The 19,007-nt window shown below is 73.8% G+C and carries 17 protein-coding genes; 16 read left to right on the forward strand and 1 reads right to left on the reverse strand.

The features are described 5' to 3' along the window. Positions 1-603: 603 nt before the first annotated feature. The 5 genes from ACFWBT_RS31380 (at position 604) to ACFWBT_RS31400 (ending at position 8,191) form a co-directional block, all read left to right on the forward strand. Entirely contained in the window at positions 604-1,497 is an 894-nt protein-coding gene (locus ACFWBT_RS31380) for an alpha/beta hydrolase family protein (RefSeq protein WP_385706381.1), read from the forward strand. A gap of 897 nt (positions 1,498-2,394) precedes the next feature. Further along, positions 2,395-4,500, forward strand: a complete 2,106-nt coding sequence (locus ACFWBT_RS31385) for a LuxR C-terminal-related transcriptional regulator (RefSeq protein WP_385706366.1) — start codon at positions 2,395-2,397, stop codon at positions 4,498-4,500. A 113-nt stretch (positions 4,501-4,613) separates the two neighbouring features. Further along, positions 4,614-6,026 carry a PucR family transcriptional regulator gene (locus ACFWBT_RS31390; RefSeq protein WP_385706367.1) on the forward strand — a complete coding sequence of 471 codons (1,413 nt, stop codon included), beginning with the start codon at positions 4,614-4,616 and terminating at the stop codon, positions 6,024-6,026. Between the two features lie 192 nt (positions 6,027-6,218). Beyond that, positions 6,219-6,830, forward strand: a complete 612-nt coding sequence (locus ACFWBT_RS31395; protein ID WP_385706368.1) for an ArsR/SmtB family transcription factor — start codon at positions 6,219-6,221, stop codon at positions 6,828-6,830. Further along, positions 6,827-8,191, forward strand: coding sequence for an MFS transporter (locus tag ACFWBT_RS31400; protein ID WP_385706369.1), 1,365 nt, complete (start codon positions 6,827-6,829; stop codon positions 8,189-8,191). Before ACFWBT_RS31395 ends, ACFWBT_RS31400 begins: the two co-directional genes overlap by 4 nt. 370 nt (positions 8,192-8,561) lie before the next feature. Here the strand turns inward: ACFWBT_RS31400 and ACFWBT_RS31405 are convergent, their stop codons facing one another. After that, positions 8,562-9,197: a TIGR03085 family metal-binding protein gene (locus tag ACFWBT_RS31405; RefSeq protein ID WP_385706370.1), complete on the reverse strand. Its 636-nt coding sequence runs from the start codon at positions 9,195-9,197 to the stop codon at positions 8,562-8,564. A gap of 142 nt (positions 9,198-9,339) precedes the next feature. Between ACFWBT_RS31405 and hisI the strand changes: the two genes are divergently transcribed. The 11 genes from hisI (at position 9,340) to lgt (ending at position 18,997) form a co-directional block, all read left to right on the forward strand. Next, positions 9,340-9,753: a phosphoribosyl-AMP cyclohydrolase gene (hisI, locus tag ACFWBT_RS31410; protein WP_385706371.1), complete on the forward strand. Its 414-nt coding sequence runs from the start codon at positions 9,340-9,342 to the stop codon at positions 9,751-9,753. A gap of 11 nt (positions 9,754-9,764) precedes the next feature. Then, the gene (locus tag ACFWBT_RS31415) at positions 9,765-11,252 is read left to right on the forward strand and encodes an anthranilate synthase component I (RefSeq protein WP_385706372.1); all 1,488 of its coding nucleotides are present in this window, start codon (positions 9,765-9,767) and stop codon (positions 11,250-11,252) included. Between the two features lie 127 nt (positions 11,253-11,379). Then, positions 11,380-12,033, forward strand: coding sequence for a TIGR02234 family membrane protein (locus ACFWBT_RS31420; protein ID WP_385706373.1), 654 nt, complete (start codon positions 11,380-11,382; stop codon positions 12,031-12,033). A 160-nt stretch (positions 12,034-12,193) separates the two neighbouring features. Continuing rightward, complete coding sequence (locus ACFWBT_RS31425) at positions 12,194-12,442, forward strand: HGxxPAAW family protein (protein ID WP_266757692.1); 249 nt, start codon at positions 12,194-12,196, stop codon at positions 12,440-12,442. Positions 12,443-12,533: 91 nt separating this feature from the next. Continuing rightward, positions 12,534-13,010, forward strand: coding sequence for a DUF2752 domain-containing protein (locus ACFWBT_RS31430; RefSeq protein WP_385706374.1), 477 nt, complete (start codon positions 12,534-12,536; stop codon positions 13,008-13,010). Positions 13,011-13,176: 166 nt separating this feature from the next. Continuing rightward, entirely contained in the window at positions 13,177-13,986 is an 810-nt protein-coding gene (trpC, locus tag ACFWBT_RS31435) for an indole-3-glycerol phosphate synthase TrpC (protein WP_385706375.1), read from the forward strand. A 217-nt stretch (positions 13,987-14,203) separates the two neighbouring features. After that, a complete protein-coding gene (gene trpM / locus ACFWBT_RS31440; protein WP_385706376.1) occupies positions 14,204-14,506 on the forward strand; it encodes a tryptophan biosynthesis modulator TrpM in 303 nt (100 codons plus the stop codon). A 218-nt stretch (positions 14,507-14,724) separates the two neighbouring features. Continuing rightward, complete coding sequence (gene trpB / locus ACFWBT_RS31445) at positions 14,725-16,017, forward strand: tryptophan synthase subunit beta (RefSeq protein ID WP_385706377.1); 1,293 nt, start codon at positions 14,725-14,727, stop codon at positions 16,015-16,017. Further along, positions 16,014-16,829 carry a tryptophan synthase subunit alpha gene (gene trpA / locus ACFWBT_RS31450; RefSeq protein ID WP_385706378.1) on the forward strand — a complete coding sequence of 272 codons (816 nt, stop codon included), beginning with the start codon at positions 16,014-16,016 and terminating at the stop codon, positions 16,827-16,829. Before trpB ends, trpA begins: the two co-directional genes overlap by 4 nt. Positions 16,830-16,955: 126 nt before the next feature. After that, the gene (locus tag ACFWBT_RS31455; protein ID WP_385706379.1) at positions 16,956-17,732 is read left to right on the forward strand and encodes a DsbA family protein; all 777 of its coding nucleotides are present in this window, start codon (positions 16,956-16,958) and stop codon (positions 17,730-17,732) included. Positions 17,733-17,857: 125 nt separating this feature from the next. Beyond that, the gene (lgt, locus tag ACFWBT_RS31460) at positions 17,858-18,997 is read left to right on the forward strand and encodes a prolipoprotein diacylglyceryl transferase (RefSeq protein ID WP_385706380.1); all 1,140 of its coding nucleotides are present in this window, start codon (positions 17,858-17,860) and stop codon (positions 18,995-18,997) included. The last annotated feature ends 10 nt before the right edge of the window (positions 18,998-19,007 follow it).

Raw genomic sequence — 19,007 nt, forward strand, 5'->3', positions numbered from 1 at the left:
CACCCGGGCAGCCTCCGCTGCCGGGTGCGGGCCGTTGTCCTGCGCGGGAGCGCCGTGCGCCGTGCGCCGCGGACCTCGGCGCCATGCGCCATACACCGCGGACCTCGGCGCCGTACACCGCGCGCCGCGGCACCGTGCGCCGTACACCGTGCGCCGTACACCGTGCGCCGCGGCACCGTGCGCCGTACACCGCGCGCCGCGGCACCGTGCGCCGTACACCGTGCGCCGTACACCGTGCGCTGCGGCACCGTGCGCTGCGGCACCGTGCGCTGCGGACCTCGGCGCCGCGGGGTCGGGTCGGGGTGCGGGCTCCGGCGGGGTGTGCCGGGTGCGGGGGCGTGCGGGCCAAGACCGGTGATTCTGCCGATGTACGGGCCGGGTCCGGGGCGGACAGTTGCCACCGCAACCACCGAGACGGACCCCCGCCGTCATCGCAGCGTGCGCCTTCCGACCCATGCCAGGGCGGCGCTCCGGCCGCGGCGCGGGTCCGTCCTCCCTCACCGAGAGGACGCACCCACCGTGCAGCAGCCGAACCGCCCCTTCCCCGCCGCACCCGTCGGCCCCGATCCGTCCCCCCGCCGCCCGCACCGGCTCAACAGCCGTCTGGCGCGGGCCGGCCTCGCGGTGCTCCTCGCCGCGGGCGGCCTCGTCGCCGCGCAGGCCACCGGAGCGCAGGCCGACGGAGCACCGGTCGTCTCGGCGCAGGCCGCCGCGAACCCGTACGAGCGCGGCCCCGCACCCACGGTCGCCAGTATCGAGGCCGCCCGCGGGTCGTACGCCGTCTCCCAGACCACCGTCTCCTCGCTGTCCGTGAGCGGCTTCGGCGGCGGCACCGTCTACTACCCGACCTCGACCAGCGACGGCACTTTCGGCGCGGTCGTCATCTCACCCGGGTACACGGCCTACCAGTCGTCCATCTCCTGGCTCGGGCCCCGGCTCGCCTCCCAGGGCTTCGTGGTGTTCACCATCGACACCAACACCACCCTCGACCAGCCCGACAGCCGTGGCCGGCAGCTGCTGGCCGCGCTCGACTACCTGACCAAGAGCAGTTCGGTGCGGACCAGGATCGACAGCAGCCGGCCCGGGGTCATGGGCCACTCGATGGGCGGTGGCGGCACTCTGGAGGCCGCGAAGAGCCGCCCCTCGCTCCAGGCGGCGATCCCGCTCACCGGCTGGAACCTGGACACCACCTGGCCGGAGATCAAGACGCCGACCCTGATCGTGGGCGCCGACGGCGACACGATCGCACCGGTGGCCACGCACTCCCAGCCCTTCTACACCAGTCTGCCGAGCACGCTCGACAAGGCCTATCTGGAACTCAGGGGCGCCACCCACTTCACGCCCAACAGCTCGAACACCACGATCGCGAAGTACAGCATCTCGTGGCTGAAGCGGTTCATCGACAATGACACCCGCTACGAGCAGTTCCTCTGCCCGCTGCCGCAGGCCTCGCTGACGATCGCCGAGTACCGGGGCAACTGCCCGCACACCTCCTGACCGCCCGGCACGGTCCGACCCGTGCATACCGGCACGGTCCGACCCGTGCACAGGTGACGGCCGCCGTTCCGGTGGCCGTCACCCGCGTGCGGGGGTGGCCCCGAGGCGGCCGTGGTCCTTGTGCGGGCGCACAAGCCTTGCGGGCCGAGCCTGGGAGCACGCCCAGCCGACGCCCCCACGAGGCCCCTGTCCGCCCAGGTCACAGGGGCTTCCCCCGCCCGCGGGGACAAGCGAACGCGGGACTTCCGCCTTCGTTTACGCGGAAGTAACGTGGCGGTCGTGACGGGAAACGCGACTGCGCGAAGTCCACTCCGGACGGCGGGCCGGAGACCATTACCGCCGCCCGCTCGGGGTGCGTCGGACGAGCCGGGCCCGGGCTGCGACCCCGGTCGGCCAACCGCTCCCGGGCGGGAGCAGGAATCCCTCCAGGCGCCGGGTTTCACGGCGCCTGGGCCCACCGAACCCGGCCCGGCGGCACTTCTCCGTCCCGCCGGTCCCGGCGACGGGAGCACGGGCCGGCGTCCGGAGCGTCCGGACCCCCTGGCCGGCCGCGCCGGTAGGGGCCCCGGCCCCGGCCACGCACCCGCGGTATACGACCCACCTCCGCCCGACACCCCGTCACCGGGGTTCGGAGACGTGGTCGAGCCCGGCACACCGTCACCGGGGTTCGGAGACGTGGTCGAGCCCGACACCCCGTCACCGGGGTTCGGAGAGGAGGCCGAGCCCGGCACACCGCTCGGCGCCCGGCCCGGTACGTCTGCGGGTACACCGCCCGCCACTCGGCCCGGTGCGTCGGCCGGTACACCGCCCGGCACCCGGCCCGGTGCGTCGGCCGGTACGCCGTCCCGCACTCGGTCCGGTGCCCCGTCCGGAACGGGCCGGGGGCCGGTCGGTGAGTTGTCGGGCCTTCAATCCTTCGGTCCCGCCGGGAGGTTCGACGTCGAGGGCGTCGGCCCCGCCGCATCCGCCGTCCTGGACGGCATCGAGTGCCCGGACGTCCTGCGCGAGGCCTTGGCGGGCCTGCTGCTGGTGGTGGAGGCCGAGCGAGCGTGGGACATGAGGGCCGCCGGGGTGGACGCCGCGGTGGTTCTCGGGGCGGCCGGGGCCGGCGGTTCTGCCACGGACGCCCTCGACGCCGCCGAGGCCGCGGGACTGCTCCGGCTCACCGGAGGCCGCGTCCGGGTCGTCGATCCGGGCCCGGCCCGCACCGTCTACGCGACCGTCCCGCCCGCCCGCCGGCGCGCGGCCCACCGTCTGCTGGCCGCCGCCCACACCGGGGGCCCGCAAGCCCTGCCCGTCCTCTTCCACCGGGCCTCGGCGGCCACCGCTCCCGCACCCCGCCTCGGCGACGCGCTCGCCGCGGCGGCGGCGCTGCCGGGCGGCGGACCGACGCACGCGGAGCGTTCGGCGGCCTGGGCGCGGTCGGCCGAGCTGGCCGTCGACGAGGGCCTGCGCGCCGTCCGCCTGATCCAGGCCGCCGATCAGGCCCGGCTGGCGGGCCTGCCGCACCGAGCCCGGGAGTTGCTCGCACAGGCCGGGTGCGAGGGGCCGCACGACGTCGTGCGCGGCTCGGCCCAACTGGTGAGCGGACAGCTCGCCCTTCAGGACGGCCCGGTCGCCGACGCCCGTGAAGCCCTGCTGCTGGCCGCCGAGTCACTGGCTTCCACCGACCCGCACCGCGCCCTGGCCGCCCGGCTCGCCGCCGTGGAGGCGTCCTGGGCGATGGGTGACGCGGCGGCCTGCCGGGAAGCCCTGGACCTCACCCCGGCGCGGCCGGAACCCGACCTGCGGCTCGCGGCGTACCGGGCGGGCATGTCCGCCGTGATGCACGGTCGTCTGGACAGCGGACGGCAGCCGTTGCGGGAGGTGGTGGCCGGAGCGGGGGCGGCCGGAATCCTCGACAGCCCGGAGGTCCTCCTACGGGCCGGGGGCGCCGCCCTCGTCGTCGGTGATCTCCCCGCCGCCTGCCGCGCCAACTCCCGTGCGCTGGCCGTCGCCAGGGCCCGGGGCCCGCACATCCTGATCGCCCAGGCACTGGAACGCCTGGCCTACGGAGAGCTGCGCGCCGGCCGGCACGCCCGCGCCCGCGCCCACGCCGAGGACGGCCTGCGCACGGCCCTCGGCGCCGGTCAGGACAACCTCGCGGCGCATCACCACGCGATCCTCGCGCTGGTGGCGTCGGTCGAGGGGTCCTCGGAGGCCGTGGCGGAGCATGCCGCCGCCGCCGAACACGTCGCCGCGCCCCACGGTCTCGCGCAGGCGGCCACACTGGCGCAGTGGGCGCGGGCCCGCGCCGATCTGGCCGGCGGCCGGCTCGCCGAGGCCGCCGCGCGGCTCGGCCCCCTGGTCGGCGCCGGCCCGCGCCGTGGTCACTTCGCGGTACGGATGCTCGCTGTCCCCTGCTTCGTGGAGGCCGCGGCCCGCACCGGCCAGGCGGAAGCCGCCCGGTCCGCGCTGGCCGAGTTCGCCCACTGGGCCGCGCAGGGCGCCGATCCCCAGGCCCCGGCCCAACTGGCCCGCTGCCGTGCGCTGCTGAGCGGCCCCGAGGAACGCGAGGCGCTGTTCACCACCGCGCTCGCCCGTCACGACAAGGTGACGGGGGACTTCGAGCGCGGCCGCACCCAGCTCCTGTACGGCGCCTGGCTGCGGCGCCGGCGCAGACCGGGTGAGGCCCGCGGCCGGCTGCGGGACGCGCTGGTGTCCTTCGAGCGGGGCGGGGCGCTCGGCTGGGCCGCGCAGGCGAGGGCCGAACTGCGGGCCACCGGGGACGCCGGACCGTGCGAGCCGGACGGTCCGCTCGCTGTCCTGACCCCCCAGCAGCTGCGGATCGCCCGCTGCGTGGCCGAGGGGGCCACCAACCGAGAGGTGGCGCTGCGGCTGTCCGTGAGCCCCCGCACCGTGGACCACCACCTGCGCAATGTCTTCGCCGCCCTGGGGGTCCGCTCGCGTGTCGAGCTCTCCCGATGGGTGGACCGGGCGGAGAAGACCACCGCACACCCCTAGGTACCGACCGGGCGGTATGTCATCCTGCGGGATCAGGAGGTCCGGAGCACCCGTGTGCCGCGCGTCGGCCGACCGGGCGTCCCGGACCGAGCCGACTCCGGTGGAGGACAGCGATGCAGCACCTCGTACCCGCCCATGTGCGGACCCTGCCCGGACCGCGGCCCCGGGTAGCCGCCGCCCGCCCGGTCGCCGACGCGGAGGCACTCTCGGTGCTGCACCGCGCCGCCCGGGCCCTGATGGCCGGGCTTCCCGAACTCACCGAACGTCTGATGGACCTCCTCAGGGAGCGCGAACCCGCGTACCGCGCGGCCATGGAGGCCGACGCGGAGAGCGTGCGCGACGAGGTGCAGCGCTCGCTGCGGCTCAACGTCGGATCGCTGATCCGGCCCGGTGAACTGCGCGAGGACGCCCGTCGCTGCTCCTGGGCCATCGGCAGGGCGCGCGCCGAACGCGGCCTGCCGCTGGACGCCCTGCTCCGCGCCTTCCGGCTGGGCGGCGGAATGGTCTGGCAGGAGCTCGTCGACGAGACGACCCGCCGCCGCCCGTCCGACGCGCGTCTGCTGGTGCATGTGGCCGCCGACGTGTGGAACTTCGTCGACGACCACTGCGCCGTCGTGGCGGACGCCTACCGCCAGACGGAACGCGAGCTGATGTGGCGCCGGGAGAACCGGCTGCGGCTGATGACGGCCGCGCTGCTCGACGGCACCGCCCGGATCGCCGATCTGCCGGCCACCGCGGCCGCCCTGGGGCTTCCCGAACAGGGCCGGTTCGCGGTCGTGCTGGCCCGTCTGCCCGTCGGCCGGGCACTGGCGGACGTGCGGGGCCAGGTGCACCTCTCGGGTCTGCGGGTCCTCTGGTACCGCGACCGGGACAGCGGCGGGAGCTACGGCATCGTCCTGCTCGGCGACCACCCCTACGACGGGGACGAACCCGGTCACGGCCACGAGAACGGCCTCCTCGACGCCGGTCCCGAGCCGAGGCCCGCCCCGGTGGCCGAGGGAGCTCCGGACGGCGGCGACCCCCGCGGCGGGGAGCGCCCCCGGACGCACGGGCTCGACGTGGACGCGGGGGAGATCGCCCGCCGGCTGACCGCCCCGCCGGTGGCCAGGATCGGCGTGAGCCCGGTGGTGGAAGGCCTCGCGGCGATCGGTGACGCCCGCCGGCTGGCCGACACGGCGCTGCGCGCCTGCCCGCGATCCGGCGGAACCGTCGTGCTGGAGGAACACCTGCCCGCCGCGCTCGTCGTCTCCGCGCCGGTCCTCGGCGCGGCGCTCTCCGAGCGGGTTCTCGGGCCGCTGCTGCGGCTGGACCTGTCCGACCGGGACGTCATGCTCGACACCCTGACGGCCTGGCTCGCCTGCGACGGGTCCGCCCAGCGGGCCGCCGGCCGCCTCTACTGCCACCGCAACACGGTCCTGAACCGGCTGCGCCGCTGCGAACAGCTCACCGGCCGCTCCCTGACCCGGCCCGCTGATGTCGTGGAACTGTCACTGGCCCTGGCCGCCCACACGCTGCTCGATCCGTGAGCGGCCGCAGGGACGCCGTCCGCGCACGGCGCTCCGTGCGCTGATCGCGTTCGTCGGTGAAACCCCGGTCACCGGGTGCCTGGGTTTTGCCTGCCGGGGTTCTATCTGCCGGGGTTTCGGTTCGGCCAGACGCGAAAGGAAAGTTGCGCAGTTTTTATTGCGCAACTTTTCTTTCATATCTACCGTGAGGGCATGGCACGCGAGGAAGACCGCCGGATCACTGACCTGGGCACGCTGAAGGCGATCGCCCATCCGCTGCGGATGCGGCTGTACCGCGCCCTGCACATCGCGGGTGCGGCCACCGCCTCCCAGCTGGGCGAGCAGGTCGACGAGGCGCCCTCGCTCGTCAGCTACCACCTGCGCAAGCTCGCCGAGCACGGGCTGATCGAGGAGGCCGAGCCGCGCAGCGGTGACGGCCGTGAGCGCTGGTGGCAGCCCTCGTCGGAAGGGCTGAGCGTCCACGACGAGGACTTCCGGAGCGCGCCGGAGAAGTCCGCCGCCCACACCGCGTTCGCCCGGCTCCTCGTCGACCAGCGCGCCGAGCTCTACCGGCGCTTTCTGGACGAGCGGCACGCCTGGGGCGCCGAGTGGACCACGGCGGCGTCGGACTCCGAGTCCACCCTGCGCCTGACCCCGGCCGAACTGGCCGATCTCCACCAGGAGTTGCTCGCCGTCGTCAGGAAGTACGACGAGAAGGGCCGCACGGACGAAGCGGCCGACGCCACCGAAGGGCGCGAGAACGTCGCCCTGCACCTGTACGGATTCCCGTTCCGCGTCCGACCCCTAGAGGACCCGGCCCCGTGACCACGACCGTCGTACCGCCCGCCACCCGGGCTCCCGGCCGGCCTGCCCACCGCGACGGCAACGTCCTGCGCTGGCTCGGCGCCTACGCCTCGTCGATGATCGGCGACAACATCTGCTACATCGCGTTGTCCTGGGCGGCCGTGCAGTCCGGAACGCCCGCGCAGGCAGGGTTGGTGATGACCGTGAGCGCGGTGCCCCGGGCGCTGCTGATGCTCGGCGGCGGCGTGGTCGCCGACCGGTTCGGGCCGCGGAGAGTCGTCATCGGCAGCGACGCCGTGCGCTGCGTCGCCGTACTCGCCCTCGCCGCGCTGCTGTTCGCGACCAGCCCGGGCCTGTGGCCGCTGGCCCTGCTCGCCGTCGTGTTCGGCATCGTCGACGCGGTCTTCATGCCCGCCGTGGGTGCCCTGCCGGCCCGCATCACGAGCCGCGACCAACTCGCCCGCGTCCAGGGGATGCGGGGCCTGGCGATCCGCTTCTCCAACGTGGTCGGCGCACCGCTCGGCGGTCTCGGGGTGGCACTCGGGGGAGCGGCGGCGGCCTTCGGGCTCGCGGGGATGCTGATCGCCGTGTCGGTGCCGCTGCTGATCTCCGTACGGATGCGGGAGCTGCCCGCGGGCGACGAGGACGGGTCCGCCGGGACACGTGCCCCGGAGGACACGGGGCACGCGCGCGTGGCCGTCGGCGCGGACGGCGCGGACGGCGCGGACGGCGCGGACAGTGAGGGTGCCGCGCCGGGGAGGCCCGCGCGGGCCACCGCCTGGCGGGACCTCCGCGGAGGGCTGCGCTACATCCGGCGCCACCGCGTCCTCGCCCCGCTCATCGCCGCCATCGCCCTCGGCGACCTCGGATTCGTCGGGCCGCTGAACGTGGGCCTGGCGCTGCTGGCCGACCGGCGGGGCTGGGGCGCGTCCGGGATGGGCTGGGTGCTCGCCGGGTTCGGGACCGGCGCGGGGGCCGCCGCGCTGCTGCTGACCGTGCGGGGGCGGCTGCCGCACGCGGGACGTCTGGCCGCGGTGGCGATCCTGGCGGGCTCGGTCGCGATCGGCGCGCTCGCCTTCGTACCGAACGTCGCGGCGGCCGTCGGGGTCGCCCTGCTCGTCGGACTGCTCGCCGGGCTCAGCGGTGCCGTGTGCGGCGCGCTGCTCCAGACCCAGTCCGACCCCGCCTACCTGGGCCGGGTCAGCGCCGTCGCCGGCATCGTCAGCCTGGGCCTCGCCCCGCTCAGCATGCCGCTGACCGCCGCCGCGATCGGCTGGTGGGGCACCGGCCCCGTCTTCGTCACCAGCGCCGCGGTGTGCGCCCTCGGCGGCGTCCTGGCCCTGGGCGTCCGAGACCTGCGGAACGCCGAACTGCCCGGCTGACCGTTCGCTCCCGAGGAGGCCCGGTGGCCGATGGCCAGGGAAGGGGCCGGCGGCCCGGCGGCGGGCCTGGGCGGCGTCCTCGCCCTGGGTGTGCGGGGTCTACGGAACGCCGGACCCCCGGGTGACCGTTCGCACGGAAGGGCCGGAGGTCAAGCGGCGCCCTCGGCGGCGTCCTGGCCCTGGGCGTCCGAGACCTGCGGAACGCCGAACTGCCCGGCTGAACGTCGGTCGCTGAAGGGGTCCGGTGACCGTCTGCTGCCGAAAGTCTGGCGACCGATGGCCACTGAAGGTCCGGCGGTTCGCCGACCGCCGAAGGGTCCGGGTGGCACGGCGGCCGGTGTCGGGCGAAGCGCCGGGCGGCCCGGAGTCGTCAGATCCCCAGCTGTTTCGCCTCGTGCAGCTTGGCGATCGCGTCCTTGTCGCCGTCCAGTTCGACGTCCGCCACACCCTGCCGGCCGAGCGCGAACAGCAGCAGCTCCGAGGGCTCGCCGGTCACCGTCACGACCGGCGTGCCCTTGTTCAGCACCGTCGTCTGGCCGTTCGGGCGGCGCAGGACCACACCCGTCGGGGCGCCGCGGCCCATCAGCCGGGCCGTGCGGTCCAGACGCGACCACAGGGCCTCCTGGAACACCGCGTCCAGCTCCCGCGGCGTCCAGCCCGGCCGAGCGCGCCGCACGTCCTCGGTGTGGACGTAGTACTCGACCACGTTCGACGCCTCGTCGATCTGCTTCAGGGAGAAGGGCGAGAAGCGGGGCGGCCCGGTACGGACCAGCCGGATCAGCTCCTCGTACGGCTTCTCGGCGAACTCCGTCATCACCCGCTCCAGGCGGGGCCCGAGCTGCTTGACGAGGAGGCCGCCGGCGGCGTCGGGGCGGCGCTCACGCACGACCACGTGCGCGGCGAGATCCCGGCTGGTCCAGCCCTCGCACAGGGTGGGCGCGTCCGGGCCCACCGCCTCCAACAGATCGGCGAGGAGAAGTCGTTCACGCTTCGCATGGGTCGACATGTCAGCAAGCCTACGACCGGGTAGCCGCCGCGCCCAGTGGAGAGCGGGCCGGATCCGGCGGGATCCGCCCGGGGCCGGCCACGGGGGTCCGGCCTGTGGACAACGGCCGGGTGCGACGGTCCGGCGCGGCACAATGGCACCCATGACCAGCACGCCTTCGCCCAGCAGCCTGGACCCCGAGATCGCCGCCCGCCTCAAGCGCAGCGCCGACGGGCTCGTCCCCGCCATCGCCCAGCAGTACGACACCGGTGAGGTGCTGATGCTCGGCTGGATGGACGACGAGGCGCTGCATCGCACCCTCACCACGGGCCGCTGCACCTATTGGTCGCGCAGCCGCCAGGAGTACTGGGTCAAGGGCGACACCTCCGGCCACTTCCAGTACGTCAAGTCCGTGGCGCTGGACTGCGACGCCGACACCGTCCTCGTGCGCGTCGACCAGGTGGGCGCCGCCTGCCACACCGGAGCCCGCACCTGTTTCGACGCCGACGTGCTGCTGAAGGACCCCGGCCACCGCCCCGAGGACGCCGATTCCGGCGTACCCGCCCGGAATCAGTAAGGTCAGCCGCCATGGACCTCGAGACGTTCCGCAAGCTGGCCACCGACCGCCGTGTCATCCCCGTCAGCCGCAAACTGCTCGCGGACGGCGACACGCCGGTCGCGCTCTACCGCAAGCTGGCCGCCGAGCGCCCCGGCACGTTCCTGCTCGAATCCGCGGAGAACGGCCGCACCTCCCTGTCCTGGTCCCGCTACTCCTTCGTGGGCGTCCGCTCCGCCGCGACCCTCACCGAGCGGGACGGACAGGCGCACTGGCTCGGCACCCCGCCCGTCGGCGTCCCCGTGGACGGCGACCCGCTCGCGGCCCTGCGCGCCACCATCGAGGCACTGCACACCCCGCAGGGCGAGGGACTGCCCCCGTTCACCGGCGGCATGGTCGGCTATCTGGGCTACGACATCGTGCGCCGCCTGGAAAAGATCGGCCCCGGCGAGCGGGACGACCTGAAGCTGCCCGAGCTGACCATGCTGCTCACCAGCGACCTCGCCGTCCTGGACCACTGGGACGGCTCGGTCCAGCTGATCGCCAACGCGATCAACCACAACGACCTGGACACCGGCGTCGACGAGGCCTACGCGGACGCCGTCGCCCGTCTCGACGCCATGGAGGCCGACCTCTCGCGCGCGGTGTCCCAGCCGCCCGCCGCGCTCCCGCCCTCCGAGCTCCCCGAGTACACCGCGCTCTGGGGCGGCCCCGACTTCCAGGACGCCGTCGAGGACATCAAGGAGCGCATCAGGGCCGGAGAGGCCTTCCAGGTCGTCCCCTCCCAGCGCTTCGAAACGCCGTGCACCGCCAGCGCGTTGGACGTCTACCGGGTACTCCGGGCGACCAACCCGTCGCCGTACATGTACCTGTTCCGCTTCGACGGCTTCGACGTCGTCGGCTCCTCCCCGGAAGCCCTGGTCAAGGTCGAGGACGGGCAGGCGATGGTGCACCCCATCGCGGGCACCCGGCCGCGCGGCGCGACCGTCCAGGACGACCAGGCCCTCGCCGACGAGCTGCTCGCCGACCCCAAGGAGCGCGCCGAGCACCTCATGCTCGTCGACCTGGGGCGCAACGACCTCGGACGGGTCTGCGAGCCCGGTTCCGTCGAGGTCGTCGACTTCATGTCCATCGAGCGGTACTCGCACGTCATGCACATCGTCTCCACGGTGACCGGCCGGGTCGCCGCGGGCCGTACGGCCTTCGACGTGCTCACCGCCTGCTTCCCCGCCGGCACCCTCTCCGGCGCGCCCAAGCCGCGCGCGATGCAGATCATCGACGAACTGGAGCCCTCCCGGCGCGGGTTGTACGGCGGCTGCGTCGGCTACCTGGACTTCGCCGGCGACTCCGACACCGCCATCGCCATCCGTACGGCCCTGCTGCGCGACGGCACGGCGTACGTCCAGGCCGGTGCCGGCATCGTCGCCGACTCGGTGCCGGCCGCGGAGGACGACGAGTGCCGCAACAAGGCGGCGGCGGTCCTGCGCGCGGTGCACACCGCGAATCGGCTCGGGCGGTAGACCGCGACGCGGGGTGCCACAACGGCGACCCGGGGCGGTGCCACCCCTGTCCCGGGCCGTCCACGCGGCCGATAGGACGAGTCTCACGTGAGCCCCGGGTGACGGTTCGCCCGGGGTTCAGGCGATAGTGGGGTACGTGACTGCTGTACCTCACCCCCGATCCGAAGCCGCGGGACCCGACCGGTCCGGCCGGCGCAGCCTCGCCGTGACCCTGCTGAGCGGCGCGCTCGGCGCGGCAGTGGCCCTGCTGTCCACCCGGCAGAGCTGGGCGGAGGGGACCGCGACCGTGGCCGGCGGAGCCTTCCCGCTGACCGCCAAGGGCAGCGACGTCACGGGTGTGCCCGCGGCGCTCGCCATAGTGGGCCTCGCCGCGCTCGTCGCCGTCTTCGCCGTACGCCGCTCCGCCCGCCTCCTGGTCTCCGCGCTGCTCGCGCTCTCCGGCGCCGGCACGGTCGTCGCCGCCGTCCTCGGCGCGGGCGACAGCTCCGCCCTCGACGAGCGGGCCGCCGCCGCCTCGGGCAACACCGCCGCCACCGCGAGCGGGCTCAGCCACACCGTCTGGCCGTACGTGGCCGCGGCGGGCGGAGCGCTCATCCTGCTCGCCGGGCTGCTCGCCGTGCGCTACGGACGGCTGTGGCCCGCCATGTCCGGCCGCTACGAGCGGGACGGCAGGCCCCGGCCCCGCAAGGTCAAGCCGGTCGACCCGGACCGCCCCGAGGACCTCTGGAAGGCCCTCGACCGCGGCGAGGACCCGACCGGTCCCGACCCCGCCGGGACCTAGGTCCCGGCACCCGCGGGGCCGTTCGCCCCGGGTCCTTCGTCGTGACTCGGCCGGACGGACGCGCGAGCGACGACCCCCCGCTCACCGCGGGCCCGCACGTACGGGACAATGGACGGTGAGCGTCCGACTCACACACGCATACAGCAACGAGGAGCAAGTCATGGCGGGCAGCAGCCACGGTCACACCCCGGCCGCCTGGACCGGTGTCATCATCGCCTTCATCGGTTTCTGCATCGCGGGTGCCTACATGGTGATGGCCGAACCGCTGGGCTTCTGGGGCGGCATGGTCGTCGTCGTCCTCGGCGGTGTCGTCGGCATGGTCATGCGGAGCATGGGACTGGGCCAGCCGAAGACCTCTTCCGCGCAGCCCGCGCACACGGCGCGCGAGACCGTGGGCGCCGACGCCTGACCCACCGAGGCTTCGCCGAAGGCGGTCCCGGCACACGCCGGGGCCGCCTTCCGCGTACGCGGGCGAGCGTCCGCCGCGTGCGAGAGGCAGAATGCGTCGGGTGAACGCCGAAACCCAGAGGGTGACACAGGCCGGGTCCGGTGCCGGGTCCGGTGTCGGTACCGGTGCCGGTGCCGTGGTGCGGCGGCTCGGTGTTCCCGGCGGGGTGCTCGCGGTCGTCGCCGGGACCTTCGCGTACGTCGGGGCCGTCGACCCCAATCAGCCCGGTCACTACCCGGTCTGTCCGCTGCTGCGCCTCACGGGCCTGTACTGCCCCGGCTGCGGCGGTCTGCGCAGCGCCCACGCCTTCGTGCACGGAGACCTCGCCACGGCGCTCACGGACAACGCGCTCGCCGTCGGCGGCTACCTGGCCTTCGCGGTGGTGTGGGCCGTCTGGGTGATCCGCGCGGTACGTGGACGGCCCGTGCGGCTCGATCTCGGGCCGGTCCATCTGTGGAGCGTGGGCGCGTTGGTGCTGGTCTTCACGGTTGTCCGGAACCTGCCGTCCGGCGGCTGGCTACATCCTTGATCAAATGACAAATGTCCAGGTAATGGGACCGGCGTCAACCGGATGCGAGGGCTACGCCTTCCTCCGGATACCATCGCAGTGACCCGACTTTTCCGTCAGGGACGGTGCACCCGGGTCGAATGCTCCACCGCTTCAACCGTCCACCGCAGGGAAGGGGGCCGCTCGCGTGAGTGTGCTCGACGAGATCATCGACGGAGTCCGTGCCGACCTCGCGGAGCGGCAGGCGCGCGTCAGCCTCGACGAGCTCAAGGAACGCGCGGCGAAGGCTCCTGCGGCCAAGGACGGCGTGGCCGCCCTGCGCGGTGACAGCGTCAAGGTCATCTGCGAGGTCAAGCGGTCCAGCCCCTCCAAGGGCGCGCTCGCCGCGATCGCGGACCCGGCGGCCCTGGCGGCCGACTACGAGGCGGGCGGCGCGGCCGTCATCTCCGTCCTCACCGAACAGCGCCGCTTCGGCGGTTCGCTCGCGGACCTGGAGGCCGTCCGCGCCCGCGTGGACATCCCGGTCCTGCGCAAGGACTTCATCGTCACGTCGTACCAGCTGTGGGAGGCCCGCGCGTACGGCGCCGACCTGGCGCTGCTCATCGTCGCGGCCCTCGACCAGCCCGCCCTGGAGTCCCTCATCGAGCGCGCCGAGTCCATCGGGCTCACGCCGATCGTCGAGGTGCACGACGAGGACGAGGTCGAGCGCGCGGTGGACGCCGGCGCGAAGATCATCGGTGTCAACGCGCGCAACCTCAAGACGCTCAAGGTCGACCGTACGACCTTCCAGCGCGTCGCCCCCGAGATCCCGGACAACCTCGTCAAGATCGCCGAGTCCGGTGTCCGCGGCCCGCACGACCTGATCGCGTACGCCAACGCGGGCGCCGACGCGGTCCTGGTCGGCGAGTCCCTCGTCACCGGCCGCGACCCGAAGACCGCCGTCTCCGACCTGGTCGCCGCGGGCGCCCACCCGGCCCTGCGGCACGGACGGGACTGACCCGCCGGTGACCATCCCGACCCTCGCCCCCGCCGTACCCCGTCCGGGCCCGTGCCCCGACGGCGTACCGGCGCGCGCGGGGTCGGCCGCTCCGGTTCCGGCCGGCGCGTTCCCGCGGGCGCGGGCCGGTTCGTCCGGGCCCGGGGCGGAGGCCGAGGGCCCGTTGCCGCCCGTCGCGCACCACTCGCTCCCCGGGGACCCGAAAGGGCGCCTGTGCGTGCCCTCCGCAGCCGCGCTCCCGGTGCCTTCCGCGGCCCGTGACCCCTACGCCCGGCTCGCCCGCGGCTGTCGGCCGCGCGGCTGCCGGGCGCCCGCACGCCGGGTGCACGGGCGCCGGGTCCGTTACGTCATCGGCGACGAGCCGGGTCAGGTCAACGGCATGCGATGGCCCGAGCGCGTACGCGCGCTCACGCCCTCCCCGGTCCGGTCCATCTCACGGGTGCGTCGGGCCGAGTCCACCGGACAGGTGGACCGGGCCGTATCCACCGCACACGTGGACCGGGCCGAGTCCACGGCATAGGTGGACCGGGCCGCGTCCACCCCGCACAAGGGACCGAGCCGGAATCCGGCACACCCGGTCCTCGCGACGGTACGTCCGTCGGGTGCGCGGTCGGACCCGCGGCAGGGCGGTGGTGTCGCCGACGGACCCGTCGGTGACCGCGGAGCGCGGGTGCGTCCGGCTTCCCTGACCCCTGTCCGATCCCGTAACCGGGGCTGTCGCCCCTGCGAGGTATCCGCATGCCCAGCGAGTTCTTCATTCCCGACCCCGAAGGTCACATCCCCAGCCCCGAGGGCTACTTCGGCGCGTACGGCGGCAAGTTCATCCCGGAGGCGCTGGTCGCCGCCGTGGACGAGGTCGCCGTCGAGTACGACAAGGCGAAGGCGGACCCCGAGTTCGCCCGCGAGCTCGACGACCTGCTCGTCCACTACACCGGGCGCCCGAGCTCCCTCACCGAGGTGCCGCGCTTCGCCGAACACGCCGGTGGCGCGCGGATCTTCCTCAAGCGCGAGGACCTCAACCACACCGGCTCGCACAAGATCAACAACGTGCTCGGCCAGGCCCTGCTCACCCGGCGCATGGGCAAGACCCGCGTCATCGCGGAGACCGGCGCCGGCCAGCACGGCGTCGCCACCGCCACCGCCTGCGCGCTCTTCGGCCTCGAATGCACCATCTACATGGGCGAGATCGACACCCAGCGCCAGGCGCTCAACGTGGCCCGGATGCGGATGCTCGGCGCCGAGGTCATCGCCGTGAAGTCCGGCTCCCGCACCCTCAAGGACGCCATCAACGAGGCGTTCCGCGACTGGGTCGCCAACGTCGACCGCACCCACTACCTGTTCGGGACCGTCGCCGGCCCGCACCCCTTCCCCGCCATGGTCCGCGACTTCCACCGGGTCATCGGTGTCGAGGCCCGGCGGCAGATCCTGGAGCGCGCCGGCCGGCTGCCCGACGCGGCCGTCGCCTGTGTCGGCGGCGGCTCCAACGCCATCGGCCTCTTCCACGCCTTCATCCCCGACAGCGGCGTACGCCTGATCGGCTGCGAGCCCGCCGGGCACGGTGTGGAGACCGGCGAGCACGCGGCGACCCTGACCGCCGGCGAGCCCGGCATCCTGCACGGATCTCGGTCGTACGTCCTCCAGGACGAGGAGGGCCAGATCACCGAGCCCTACTCGATCTCGGCCGGACTCGACTACCCGGGCATCGGCCCCGAGCACTCCTACCTCAAGGACAGCGGCCGCGGCGAGTACCGCGCGGTCACCGACGACGCGGCGATGCAGGCCCTGCGGCTGCTCTCCCGTACCGAGGGCATCATCCCGGCGATCGAGAGCGCCCACGCGCTCGCCGGGGCCCTGGAGGTCGGCAAGGAGCTGGGCAAGGACGGGCTGATCGTCGTCAACCTGTCCGGGCGCGGCGACAAGGACATGGACACGGCCGCCCGTTACTTCGGACTGTACGAACAGGGCGCCGACGCGGTCGTCCCGGCGGACGCCGACAGCGAGAACGCCGAGATCGAGGGGGACGCCAAGTGAGCGGCAACATCCAGCTGTTGAGCGACACCCTCGCCGCGGCGAAGGCGGAGGGGCGGTCCGCCCTCATCGCGTACCTGCCGGCCGGGTTCCCGACCGTCGACGGCGGTATCGCCGCCGTCAAGGCCGTCTTCGACGGCGGCGCCGATGTCGTCGAGGTCGGGCTGCCGCACAGCGACCCGGTCCTCGACGGCCCGGTCATCCAGACCGCCGACGACATCGCCCTGCGGGGCGGCGTCAGGATCGCGGACGTGATGCGGACCGTCCGGGAGGGCTTCGAGGCCACCGGCAAGCCCGTGCTCGTGATGACGTACTGGAACCCGATCGACCGCTACGGAGTCGAGCGCTTCACCGCCGAGCTCGCCGAGGCGGGCGGCGCGGGCTGCATCCTGCCCGACCTGCCCGTCCAGGAGTCGGCGCTGTGGAGGGAGCACGCCGAGAAGCACGGCCTCGCGACCGTCTTCGTCGTCGCGCCCAGCAGCAAGGACGCCCGGCTCGCCGAGATCACCGCGGCGGGCAGCGGCTTCGTGTACGCGGCCTCGCTGATGGGGGTCACCGGCACCCGGGCGTCGGTCGGGGCCCAGGCCCAGGACCTGGTGGCGCGCACCAAGGCCACCACCGAGCTGCCCGTCTGCGTCGGCCTCGGTGTCTCCAGCGCCGCGCAGGCCGCCGAGGTGGCCGGCTTCGCCGACGGCGTGATCGTCGGTTCGGCGTTCGTGAAGCGGATGCTGGACGCGCCGGACGAGGCGGCCGGGCTCGAAGCCGTGCGGGCGCTGGCGGGCGACCTCGCGAAGGGTGTGCGCGGAACGGCGTGACGCCACCGCGCGGATCCGCACGTACGCCACGTACGCATCCGCACGTAACAGACAATCCGCTCACCCGAACGAGTGGACCTTGGACCGGGGAGGCGCGCTGCGCCTCCCCGGTTCGTTCTGCCGGATGTGAGCGAGAACAACCGTGACGGTAAGCGCAACGCCCGCGAGCGGCTGGCGGTCGAGCGAGAGAAGCAGAAGGCCGCGGACAAGCGCCGCCGCGCGCTGATCGTGGGGGCGTCGGTGGTCTGCGTCCTCGGCCTGGCCGCCGTGATCGGCGTGGTGGCCGCCAACGCAGGCAAGGACAAGAAGAGCGACACGTCGGGCCCGGTCGTGTCGCCCTCGGGCGCCACCGGCAAGGACAGTCTCGCGATCCCCGTCGGCAAGGAGGGCGCCAAGTCCACCCTCACGGTGTGGGAGGACTTCCGCTGCCCGGCCTGCCAGGCCTTCGAGGCGACCTACCGCCCGACGATCCATGAGCTGGTCGACGCCGGGCAGCTGAAGGTCGAGTACCACCTCGTCACGCTGATCGACGGGAACATGGGGGGCAGTGGCTCCCGCAAGGCCGCCAACGCCGCAGCGTGCGCCCAGGACGCCGGGAAGTTCAGCGCGTACCACGACGTGCTGTACGAGAACCAGCCCAAGGAGACCGACGACGCCTTCGCCGACAACAACAAGCTCATCGAGCTCGCCGGCAAGGTCGAGGGCCTGGACACCCCGGCCTTCCGCGCCTGTGTCAACGACGGCACCCACGACACCTGGGTCGAGAAGTCGAACGCCGCGTTCCAGAGCGGCGGCTTCACGGGCACGCCGACCGTGCTCCTGGGCGGCAAGAACATCTACGCGGACCAGTCGATGACCCCCGCCAAGCTCAAGCAGATGGTGGAGGCGGCCAACAAGGGCTGAGCCGTCCCGCACGCCCCGGCGCCCCCTGCCTTGCCTGTCCACAGGCCGGGGGCGCCGCACGTTATGGACCCGTTGCGGGGCTGCCCTCCGTGGGCGGCGTCCGGCACGGTAGCGTCGACCCTGCCATGGAACTTGCCTACATTCCCAGCCCGTCGCACGGTGTGCTGCACCTCGGCCCCATTCCGCTGCGCGGCTACGCGTTCTGCATCATCATCGGCGTCTTCGTAGCCGTCTGGCTCGGCAACAAGCGCTGGATCGCCCGGGGAGGGCGGACCGGCACAGTGGCCGACATCGCGGTCTGGGCCGTGCCCTTCGGCCTCGTCGGCGGCCGGCTCTACCACGTGATCACGGACTACCAGCTGTACTTCAGCGAGGGCCGTGACTGGGTGGACGCCTTCAAGATCTGGGAGGGCGGGCTCGGCATCTGGGGCGCGATCGCCCTCGGCGCGCTGGGCGCGTGGATCGGGTGCCGCCGCCGGGGCATCCCGCTGCCCGCGTGGGCCGACGCCCTCGCGCCCGGTATCGCCTTCGCCCAGGCGATCGGGCGCTGGGGCAACTGGTTCAACCAGGAGCTCTACGGCAAGGCCACGGACCTTCCGTGGGCGCTGCACATCACGTCCTCCACGGACGGGCGCGTCCCCGGCTACTACCACCCGACGTTCCTGTACGAGTCCCTGTGGTGCGTCGGCGTCGGATTCCTGGTCATCTGGGCCGACCGCCGCTTCAAGCTCGGCCACGGGCGGGCCTTCGCGCTGTACGTCGCCGCGTACTGCGTCGGCCGGGGCTGGATCGAGTACATGCGCGTCGACGACGCCCACCACATCCTGGGCCTGCGTCTCAACGACTGGACCGCGATGGTGGTCTTCCTCCTGGCGGTCCTGTACTTCGTGCTCTCGGCCCGGCTGCGTCCGGGGCGCGAGGAGATCGTGGAGCCCGGAGCCGGCGCGGACGCCCCCGCCGAGGACGGCGAGACGGCTTCCGACGACGCCGAGGGCAAGACCGAAGGCAAGACAGAGGGCAAGACCGAAGGCAAGGACAAGGCCGAGGGCGAGCCCAAGGACGGCGACAAGAGCGCCGGCGAGGCCGAGAGCGACGGCGACTCCGTCGGCCTCGACAAGCCGGCCGTCACCGAGTCCGTGACGTCCAGGGACTCCGCCGAGCCCGCCGGGCCCGCTTCCGGGACGGATTCCGCGACGGAGCCCGACACGGAACCGGACGCTGAGTCGGTCTCGCGGGACGAGGCCGGTTCGGCCAAGAAGGGCTGAGTTCTCCCCG

Origin of the sequence: Streptomyces sp. NPDC060027 (assembly GCF_042737005.1) — a bacterium.
Classification (GTDB): Bacteria; Actinomycetota; Actinomycetes; order Streptomycetales; family Streptomycetaceae; genus Streptomyces.

What these genes read in the sequence shown, in the direction of transcription:
- ACFWBT_RS31390 (WP_385706367.1), top strand. Translation starts at nt 4,614, where the DNA reads ATGCAGCACCTCGTACCCGCCCATGTGCGGACCCTGCCCGGACCGCGG.
- ACFWBT_RS31395 (WP_385706368.1), top strand. Translation starts at nt 6,219, where the DNA reads ATGGCACGCGAGGAAGACCGCCGGATCACTGACCTGGGCACGCTGAAG.
- ACFWBT_RS31405 (WP_385706370.1), bottom strand. Translation starts at nt 9,197, where the DNA reads ATGTCGACCCATGCGAAGCGTGAACGACTTCTCCTCGCCGATCTGTTG.
- hisI (WP_385706371.1), top strand. Translation starts at nt 9,340, where the DNA reads ATGACCAGCACGCCTTCGCCCAGCAGCCTGGACCCCGAGATCGCCGCC.
- ACFWBT_RS31415 (WP_385706372.1), top strand. Translation starts at nt 9,765, where the DNA reads ATGGACCTCGAGACGTTCCGCAAGCTGGCCACCGACCGCCGTGTCATC.
- ACFWBT_RS31425 (WP_266757692.1), top strand. Translation starts at nt 12,194, where the DNA reads ATGGCGGGCAGCAGCCACGGTCACACCCCGGCCGCCTGGACCGGTGTC.
- ACFWBT_RS31430 (WP_385706374.1), top strand. Translation starts at nt 12,534, where the DNA reads ATGCGTCGGGTGAACGCCGAAACCCAGAGGGTGACACAGGCCGGGTCC.
- trpB (WP_385706377.1), top strand. Translation starts at nt 14,725, where the DNA reads ATGCCCAGCGAGTTCTTCATTCCCGACCCCGAAGGTCACATCCCCAGC.
- lgt (WP_385706380.1), top strand. Translation starts at nt 17,858, where the DNA reads ATGGAACTTGCCTACATTCCCAGCCCGTCGCACGGTGTGCTGCACCTC.